The sequence below is a fragment of the Candidatus Collinsella stercoripullorum genome (genome assembly GCF_027669965.1).
Lineage (GTDB): Bacteria > Actinomycetota > Coriobacteriia > Coriobacteriales > Coriobacteriaceae > Collinsella > Collinsella stercoripullorum.
The window spans coordinates 1-8,683 of sequence record NZ_JAQECM010000013.1 but is presented as its reverse complement, the minus strand read 5'-3'; the positions used below and the strand labels follow the sequence as shown (position 1 = coordinate 8,683).

Below are 8,683 nucleotides of genomic sequence, written 5' to 3'. Positions count from 1 at the left end.
GGGGGGGGGGGGGGGGGGGGCGCCCCCTGCCGGCGACGAGCGCCTGCCCGGCGCGCACGAGGCGCGGGGACACCCCGTCGAGCTCGCGGGCGAAGCGCTCCTGGGAGCGCTCGACCGCCGACGCGAGGCGCTCGGAGGTCTGCATGAGGTCCGTGCGGCGCCGGTCTATGATCGCCGCGGGCCCTTGGAGGGAGGGCCGCGCCGCGAGCGCGTCGAGGGCGACGGACAGCCGGTCGAGGCGCGCGGACATCGCCCGGCGCGCGCGGTCGCGCCGGGCGTCGAGCTCGGCGGAGGCGGTGCGTACGCGGGCGGACGCGGCGGATGCGAGGCGGCGCTCGCGCGCGGCGAGCACCTCGGCGAGGTCCGCCATCGCCGGCGCGACGGACTCCGCGGCGGCCGTGGGCGTCGAGCAGCGCCGGTCGCTCACCATGTCGCAGATGGAGGTGTCCGGCTCGTGCCCGATCCCCGTGACCACGGGGACGGGGCATGCCGCGACGGCCCGTGCGAGCGCCTCGTCGTTGAAGGTCATCAGATCCTCGAAGGAGCCGCCGCCGCGCACGAGCAGGATGCAGTCGGGCGCGGGGTCGAGCGCCGCGGCGCGGCCGAGGGCCTCGACGAGCTCCTCGGCCGCCCCCTCGCCCTGGACGCGCGCGCCGACGCAGACGAGCTCCACGAGCGGGTTGCGACGGCGCAGCGTGCGCTTCACGTCGTCGATCACCGCGCCGGACAGCGAGGTCACCACGGCGACGCGCGTGCAGAACACCGGGATCCGGCGCCGACGCGCCTCGTCCATGAGCCCCTCGCGGCGCAGCTTCTCGGCGAGCGCCGCGACCTGCTGGCGCAGAAGGCCCTCCCCCGCCAGCGAGAAGGAGCGGGCGACGAAGCTCATGCGCCCCGTCGCCTTGTAGAGGTTGAACGACCCCGTGAACTGGACCTGCATGCCGTCGCGCAGGTCGAAGGTGCGCTTGGCGTAGCTCCCGCGCCACACGATGCAGTCAACCGCGCAGGAATCGTCCTTGATCTGGAAGTAGCAGTGGCCGCTGCGGGCATGGGGCCCGCGGAAGCCCGTGACCTCTCCGATCACCGTGAGCTGCGGGATGGCCTCGAGCGCGCTCGCGGCGAGCTCGACCGCCCGCGAGACGGACAGCGCGCCGCCGTCCCGCTCGCCGCCGTCATCCCGCGCGCGCGGCGCGGTCCCCGTGAGGTTCCATGCGGACACGGCTCCCCCTTTCACATCGACCCTCCCGCGCGCGGGGCGCGCGGTCCGTGCTGAACCCAGTCTAGCGCGCCGCGCGGACACGGCGGCGCCCGCAACCTCAGTCGCGGCTGCGGTCCGTGCGCCCGAGCAGGTAGACCAGCTGCAGGATGGAGGTGAGCGCCGCGGCGACGTAGGTCAGGGCGGCCGCCGTGAGCACCTTGCGCGCGCCGCGGACGTTCAGCTCGCTCATGCCCGAGGCGCGGATGTAGTCCACCGCGCGGCGGCTCGCGTCGAGCTCGACGGGCAGGGTCACGATCTGGAACAGCACCGAGAAGGCGAACAGGACGATGGCGAGCGTGGTCAGCCCGGCGATGTTCAGGGCGACCCCCATGATGAAGACGAGCATCCACATGCTCTGGGACAGGTTGACCACCGGGACGAGCGCGCTGCGCACGCGCATCATGAAGTAGCCGCTCTGGCGCTGGACCGCGTGCCCCGCCTCGTGGCAGGCGACCGCGATGCTCGCCACCGAGCCGCCGGAGAGGTTCTCCCCCGACAGGTAGAGGCTGTTGTCGCGCGGGTCGTAGTGGTCGGTGAGGTGCCCCGCCGTGCTCTTGATGCCCACGCGGCCGCAGCCGTTCGCATCGAGCATGCGGCGCGCCACGTCGGCGCCGGACGCCCCGTCGCCTTTGACCTTTGACCAGGTGCGGTACGTGGAGTTGATGTAGCCCTGCGTGGCCATCCCCAAGACGAGGGAGACGACGACCAGGAGCAGGTAGGCGGGATCGATCCCGAACCCGTAACCGAAACCGTAATATGGCATGAGGCACCCCTTCGCGGATCTGCGTTCGTGTTGCATGTGCTTGTACCCCGACGGCGGCCCGGCAAACGCCGGCGCGGGGCGCGGACGGGAGACCCGCCCGTCGGGCGGGGCGGGCGCGGGCTACAGGATCTCGACGGCCCCGTCCTTCACGGTCAGCCCGATATCCCCCGCGAGCAGGTCGTCCAGCAGCGAGCCCACGAGCTCGAAGCGCCACCCCTCGCGCAGCGGGCTGCGTTCGGGATGGTCGATGTAGCCCAGCAGCTCGTCGCGGCCGGCGATGAGCGCGGTGGCGACGCCGGAGCGCTCCGACACGAGCCGCAGCAGGGCGTACATGAGGTCGCACACGCTCTCCGTCTCCGGGCTGGGGGCGCGCCGGGCGTGCCCCGCCGCGGGAAGGCGGTCGGCCGGGCAGCTGCGTCCGCGGTCGATGGCGAGCATGGCCGCCTCGACGTCGCGGTCGGAGAGCTGCTCGGTGCCCCGGATGCGGCGGAAGTCCCCGGCGTCGCGCGGGGTGCGCTTGATGAGGGCGATGAGCACCTCGTCGGACATGACCCATTTGCGCGGCACGTCCTGGCGCTCGGCGCGGCGCTCGCGCCACGCCGCGAGCTCGCGCGCGATGCCCAGCTGGCGGCGCGTGCACGAGTTGATGCGCTTGATGCGCCGGTACGCGAGGCGCGGGTCGGGCGCGTAATGGGACAGCTCGGTGAGCGGGCGCATCTCGTCGGCCACCCACGAGACCCGGCCGAGCTCGGCCAGGCGACGCTCGATCACGGCGTAGGCGTCGATGAGGTAGCGGACGTCGTCGACGGCGTACTCGACCTGGCTGTCGGTGAGCGGGCGGCGCGACCAGTCCGTGAGCGACTCGCTCTTGGGCAGGCTCACCCCGCAGAAGGCGTGCACGAGCGCATTATACGAGATCTGCATGCGCTCGCCCAGGAAGGCGGCGGCGATCTGCGTGTCGAAGATCGGGGCGGGAAGCACCCCGAGGGCGTGGCAGAGGACCTCCATGTCCTGCGAGCAGGCGTGGAAGACCTTGATGACCGACGGGTCGGTGAGAAGCCCCGCCAGCGGGGAGAGGTCGTCGATGGCGAGCGGGTCGATGACCGCGCACTCGTCGGGCGTGGCCGCCTGCACCAGGCACAGGCGCGGATGATAGGTCCGCTCGCGCAGGAACTCGGTATCGATGGCGACCGCGGGAAACGCGGCGGCGCGCTCGCAGAACCCCTTCAGCTCCAGATGTGTGGAGATATACATGCATCACCCGTGCTTTGGCTCAACCCCCGCGCGGAGGGTAGGATTAACGACATCGTAACTATACCCGGCTTCGCAAGATGAGGGAACTCATGCGCTATCTGATCGTCCACAACCCCGCATCGGGGCCCAGCTCGGATGAGATCTACGCCTTCGCCCACGCGCTCGCGACCCCGGGCGACGAGATCTGCTTCAGGCTCATCGGCGAGGGGATGGAGCCCGAGGACGCCTGCGCCGACGTGCGCGCCTTCGACCGCGTCGTGGTCTCCGGCGGCGACGGGACGGTCTCCAACGTCCTCGACTGCCTGCGCGGCACCCACGTGCCCATCCTCGTGTTCCCCTCGGGCACCGCGAACCTGTTCTTCAACAACATCGGCAACGCCCCCGAGGCCGCGGCGCTCGCCGCCGCCTGCCGTCGCGGGCGCTGCGCGAGCGTGGACATGGGCGAGCTGTACTGGCGCGACGAGGCGGGCGACATCCAGCGCCACGGGTTCATCATCATCGCGGGGTCCGGGTTCGACGCCGCGATCATGGAGAAGGCCGCGCCCAGCAAGAACGAGATCGGGGAGATCGCCTACGCGCTCGCCGCCCTCTCCACGCCCGAGCCGCAGGTCGCGCACTTCACCATCGAGCACGACGGGGTCGTCGACGAGCTGGACGGCATCGGGTGCATGGTGGGCAACACCGCCGTCATCCAGAACGACATCAACCTCTTCCCCGACTGCCGCATGGACGACGGCATGATCGACATCGCCGTCATCGAGCCCGCCCGGACCGTCGAGCTGCTGCCCACGCTGCTCGCCGGGGTGTTCGACCCCGCGGGCAAGGGCCTCGGCCGCCCGCAGTTCACGACCTTCCAGGCCAAGGAGGCCAAGATCACCTGCACGCCCTCGCTCGGCATGCAGTTCGACGGGGAGGTCATCCCCAACAACGGCGGGATGTTCGGCGCGCGCGTGCTGCCGAGCTGCCTCGACATCATCATCGACGACTTCTCCAAGCTGGCGTAGGCCCCGCCCGGCATCTCCCGGCGCCTCCCGTGCGCCCCTCCCCGCAGGCGGACCGCCCGGGCGGCGGGGCCCGCCTGCGGGTGCCGTCCGAGGCGACGGGGCGTAACGCCGCGGAAACAATCTCCGCCCCCGTCTTCCCAGACGCCGCTTCGCTGTGCTATAGTGCGCCTCAACGCAGCGCCCGCTGCGCATCCTCGAAGAACCAGAAAGGAGCCACCAGCATGAAGCAGCTCACCTCCGCTCTCAACAACTGGTGGTGGCGTGATGCGAATCCGGTCGGTCGACGGTGAGTCCCTCACGCCTATCCTCATAGCGCGCGCAAGGCCTCCGGTTTGACCGGGGGCCTTTTTCTTTGCGCCCGCCGCCGACCCCCGCATCACGCGCCCCCGCCCCCTCCGGACCCACCCCTCCCCTGAAAGGACCTCCGCCATGTCCCAGAACCCCCGCACCACCTCCGCCCGCACCGTCACCTCCATCGACCGCGGCAAGCTCGACATCAAGGCGCTCGTGCTGCTCGCCATCCTGCTCGCCGCCGGGTTCATCCTCAACATGACGCTCGGCAAGGCCATCGGCGCCATGTCCGCCGGCATGATCAACCCCGAGTTCATCATCTCCGCCTTCTGCCTCACCATCCTCGTCGTGCGCCCCAACCCGGGCCAGGCGCTCGTCATCGGCCTCGTGTCGGCAGCCGTCATCCAGCTCACCACCAGCCTGCCCGGCGCCGACTTCGTCGCCGAGGGCGTCGCCGCCGTGCTGATGGCCCTCATCGTCAACGCCGGCATGCGGACCGGGGCGCGCGCCGCCATCCCCGCCGTGGGCACCTTCGCGACCACCTTCGTCTCCGGCTTCATCTTCATGCTCATCCGCATGGCGCTCATGCAGTTCGACATGGCCATCGCCGCCGCCATGCTGCCGGTCGTCGCGCTCACCGCGGTGTTCAACGCCGTGCTCGTCGGCGCGCTGTACCTTCCCATCAAGAAGGCCCTGAAGCTCAACGACTAGCCCGCTCGGGCCGAGCGCCCCGCCGTCCCCTCTCCATACCCGCATCGTGAACCCGAACGATCCCGCGGCCGCCCGCCGCGGGGCGGCCGCCGCATGCCGCGCCGCCGCACCCGAACGAAAGGATCCCGCCATGTCCCAGAGCACCGCCGCCCGCACCGCCCCCGCCGCCCGCTCCGGCGTGCGCGACCTGTCCGCCCTCGTCCTGCTCGCCGTCCTTCTGGCCGCCGGCCTCATCCTCAACATGACGCTCGGCAACGCGCTGGCCATGACCGGCATCAAACCGCAGTTCATCATCGCCGCCTACGCCCTCGCCATCCTGCTCGTCCGCGGCACCTTCGCCCAGGCGGCGGTCTTCGGCCTCGTCTCGGCGGCCGTCATCCAGATCAGCACCTCCATCCCCGGCCTCAACTTCGCCACCGAGGTCGCCGGCGCCCTCACCATGGCCGCCCTCACCCGCCTCGATCTGCGCGTCGCGGGACGCGACGTGACGCCGCTTCTCGCCGCCTTCGCCGCCACCCTCGTCTCCGGCGCGCTGTTCGCCGCCGCGGGCACCGTCATCCAGGGGTTCGCGCTCGAGACCGCCGTGGTCAAGGTCCCGCTCGTGGCGGGCACCGCGGTCTTCAACGCCATCGTGGTGCAGGCCCTCTACCCCGCGCTGCGCGCGGCGCTCAAGCGGTAGCGCTCGGGTATGATGGAGGGGCCGCCCGCCGGCGGCCCGCCTGCGCCGCGCGCATCCGGACGACGCCGCCCGTCGCGCCGCCGTCCCCGGCGAGGCATCTGTTGGATTCGAGCGGGCGCCCCGCATCGGGGCGCCCGCACTGAGAGGTTCGCATGGCTACGATCATCGAGATGGACGAGGTCTCGTTCAGCTACGGCTCCGACGCGGCCCACGCACTCGACGGGATCAGCCTGACCGTCGAGGAGGGCGCGTTCGTCGGGGTCATCGGCCCGTCGGGCGCCGGCAAGTCGACGCTGGCCGCATGCCTGTCCGGGGCGATCCCCCACCACTACACCGGGGAGCTGTTCGGCTCCACCGTCGTGGCGGGGCGCGACACCTGCGACGTCACGCTCACCGACATCTCGCGCACCGTGGGGTCGGTCGCCCAGGACATCGACGCGCAGATGGTCGCCTCGGTGGTCGAGGACGAGCTGCTGTTCGGCCTCGAGAACTTCGGCGTGCCGCACGACCGCATCGAGGAGCGCATCGACCGCGCCCTGTCCACGGTGGGCATCCGCGAGCTGCGCCACCGCGAGATCGCGACGCTCTCCGGCGGCCAGAAGCAGAAGGTCGCCATCGCGGCCATCCTGGCGCTCGAACCCCGCGTGCTCGTGCTCGACGAGCCCACCGCCGCGCTCGACCCCGTCAGCTCCCGCACGGTCTTCGAGACCCTCGCCGACGTCAACCGGCGCCTCGGGGTGACCGTCGTGGTGATCGAGCAGAAGGTCGCCCTGCTGTCGGCCTTCTGCGACCGCGTGCTCGTCATGGACCGCGGGCGCATCGCGCTGTCGGGGACGCCGCACGAGGTCTTCGGGAACGGCGAGCGGCTGCGGGCGATCGGCGTGGACAGCCCGCGCACGGCGCGCATCTCCAACAGCCTCGCCCGCGCGGGGCTCACCGCGCGGACCGAGCCCTGCCTGGACGTCGACGAGGCGTACGGGCTCATCGCGGAGATACTCTCGGGCGCGCGGGGCGCGGGGGCGCGGACGGCGTCGGGCCCTCGGCGGGCGGGCTCCCCCCACGCCCCGGCGCGGCCCCATGCCGAGGGCGCGCAGCCGGTCCTCACCTTCCGCGACGTCGGCTACACCTACCCCGGCGGCGGGGCGAGCGTGACGGACCTCTCGCTGACCGTGTACCCCGGCGAGCTCGTGGGCGTCGTCGGCCAGAACGGAGCCGGCAAGACGACGCTCACCAAGCTTCTGAACGGCCTGCTGAAGCCCGCGGCGGGCGAGGTCCGCATCGCGGGGCTGGACACGCGCGAGACGCCGGTCTCGCGCATCGCCGCGCACGTGGCGACCCTCTTCCAGAACCCCGACCGCCAGATCTGCAAGAACACGGTGCTCGACGAGGTCGCCTTCGGGCTGGAGCTCACCGGGGTCGATCCCGCCGACGCGCGCGAGCGCGCGCGCAGGGTCATCGCGCGGTTCGGCCTGCCGGCGACCGAGGCCCCCTTCGCCCTGTCGCGCGGGCAGCGGCAGATGGTGGCGCTCGCCGGCGTGGTGGTCATGGAGCCCGAGGTCGTGGTGCTCGACGAGCCCACGAGCGGGCTCGATTACCGCGAGTGCATGACGGTCATGGAGACCGTGCGCGACATGGCCGACCACGGGTGCGCCGTTGTGATGGTCTGCCACGACATGGAGGTCGTCTCCGATTTCGCCGAGCGGATCGTCGTCATGGCGGACGGGCGCATCCTGGGCCGCGGGCCGGCCGGCGAGCTGTTCGCCGACGACGCCCTCATGGCGCGGGCGAGCGTCACACCGCCGCAGGTCGTCGACCTCGCAGGGCGCCTCGCACGCGGCGTCTCCCCCGCCTTCGCGGGCATCACCGAGGTCAGCGATATCGTATCCACCGTGAAGGAGCTGATGGGCCGTGCTTAACGTCATCGACTACGTCCCCGGCGACACCCTGCTGCACCGCCTGAACCCCGTCTCCAAGCTGGCGCTCGCCGCCGCCATCATCGCCGCGACGTTCCTGTCCGACGGCTTCGCCCCGCTCGCGGGCCTGCTCGCGCTCACCCTGGCGCTCGCCGCCTACGCCGGCGTCTTCGGGCGGCTCGCGCGCCTGCTGAAGCTGCTCGTCCCCATCGCGCTCATCATGTTCGCGCTGCAGCTCGTCTTCGTGCGCGGCGGGCGGCCCGTCGCGGGCTTCGCGACCGACGAGGGGCTCGTCACCGGCGGCAAGGCGTGCCTGCGCCTTCTGGGCGTGGCGCTGCCGCTCGTGCTCATGCTCATGGTGACCAAGCTCACCGACCTCGCCAACGCCTGCGTGGAGAAGCTGCACATCCCCTACAAGTACGCCTTCACCTTCACCACGGCGCTGCGCTTCGTGCCGGTGTTCAGCCAGGAGATGAACGCCATCATGGAGGCGCAGACCGCCCGCGGCGTGGAGTACGACACGAACAACCCCTTCAGGAAGATGCGGCTCATGCTCCCGCTGTGCATCCCGCTGCTCATCTCGAGCGTGGGCAAGACCGACGCCACCGCGCTCGCCGCCGAGCAGCGCGGCTTCTACCTCCGCACGCGGGAGAGCTCCTTCCGGCGCTACCCCTTCGGCGCGCTCGACGCCGCGGCCTTCGCGCTGTGCGCAGCCCTCGTGGCGGCGGGCATCCTGCTGTAGCCGCGGATCCCGTCGGCGGCGCACCCGGCCCGCGCGCGGCCCCGCGGCAGCACCGCGCGAGGCCCGCG

General features: G+C 71.9%; 8 protein-coding genes. 5 read left to right on the top strand and 3 right to left on the bottom strand.

The features are described from left to right. The 3 genes from xseA to rnd all read right to left on the bottom strand — a co-directional run. A partial coding sequence (gene xseA, locus PHA29_RS04530) for an exodeoxyribonuclease VII large subunit (protein ID WP_333491380.1) occupies nt 1–1,219 on the bottom strand: 1,219 nt, incomplete at its 3' end. 97 nt (nt 1,220–1,316) lie between these two features. Beyond that, nucleotides 1,317–2,021, bottom strand: a complete 705-nt coding sequence (locus PHA29_RS04525) for a zinc metallopeptidase (RefSeq protein ID WP_270575279.1) — start codon at nt 2,019–2,021, stop codon at nt 1,317–1,319. Nucleotides 2,022–2,141: 120 nt separating this feature from the next. Next, the gene (gene rnd / locus PHA29_RS04520) at nt 2,142–3,275 is read right to left on the bottom strand and encodes a ribonuclease D (protein ID WP_270848335.1); all 1,134 of its coding nucleotides are present in this window, start codon (nt 3,273–3,275) and stop codon (nt 2,142–2,144) included. An 89-nt stretch (nt 3,276–3,364) separates the two neighbouring features. Here rnd and PHA29_RS04515 point away from each other — a divergent pair, with 89 nt between their 5' ends. The 5 genes from PHA29_RS04515 (at nt 3,365) to PHA29_RS04495 (ending at nt 8,615) form a co-directional block, all read left to right on the top strand. Further along, a complete protein-coding gene (locus PHA29_RS04515) occupies nt 3,365–4,279 on the top strand; it encodes a diacylglycerol/lipid kinase family protein (RefSeq protein ID WP_270405780.1) in 915 nt (304 codons plus the stop codon). 429 nt (nt 4,280–4,708) lie between these two features. Next, the gene (locus PHA29_RS04510; RefSeq protein ID WP_270405779.1) at nt 4,709–5,281 is read left to right on the top strand and encodes a hypothetical protein; all 573 of its coding nucleotides are present in this window, start codon (nt 4,709–4,711) and stop codon (nt 5,279–5,281) included. 130 nt (nt 5,282–5,411) lie between these two features. Continuing rightward, on the top strand, nt 5,412–5,960 hold the full coding sequence (locus PHA29_RS04505) for a hypothetical protein (protein ID WP_270405778.1): 549 nt from the start codon (nt 5,412–5,414) through the stop codon (nt 5,958–5,960). A 152-nt stretch (nt 5,961–6,112) separates the two neighbouring features. Next, nucleotides 6,113–7,876: an ABC transporter ATP-binding protein gene (locus tag PHA29_RS04500; protein ID WP_270405777.1), complete on the top strand. Its 1,764-nt coding sequence runs from the start codon at nt 6,113–6,115 to the stop codon at nt 7,874–7,876. Continuing rightward, on the top strand, nt 7,869–8,615 hold the full coding sequence (locus PHA29_RS04495) for an energy-coupling factor transporter transmembrane component T family protein (protein ID WP_270848333.1): 747 nt from the start codon (nt 7,869–7,871) through the stop codon (nt 8,613–8,615). The genes PHA29_RS04500 and PHA29_RS04495 overlap by 8 nt, the downstream gene beginning before the upstream one ends. Nucleotides 8,616–8,683 lie beyond the last annotated feature (68 nt).

Coding starts and splice junctions, on each gene's coding strand:
- PHA29_RS04525 (WP_270575279.1), bottom strand. CDS start 2,021: ATGCCATATTACGGTTTCGGTTACGGGTTCGGGATCGATCCCGCCTAC.
- PHA29_RS04500 (WP_270405777.1), top strand. CDS start 6,113: ATGGCTACGATCATCGAGATGGACGAGGTCTCGTTCAGCTACGGCTCC.
- PHA29_RS04510 (WP_270405779.1), top strand. CDS start 4,709: ATGTCCCAGAACCCCCGCACCACCTCCGCCCGCACCGTCACCTCCATC.
- PHA29_RS04515 (WP_270405780.1), top strand. CDS start 3,365: ATGCGCTATCTGATCGTCCACAACCCCGCATCGGGGCCCAGCTCGGAT.
- PHA29_RS04505 (WP_270405778.1), top strand. CDS start 5,412: ATGTCCCAGAGCACCGCCGCCCGCACCGCCCCCGCCGCCCGCTCCGGC.
- rnd (WP_270848335.1), bottom strand. CDS start 3,275: ATGTATATCTCCACACATCTGGAGCTGAAGGGGTTCTGCGAGCGCGCC.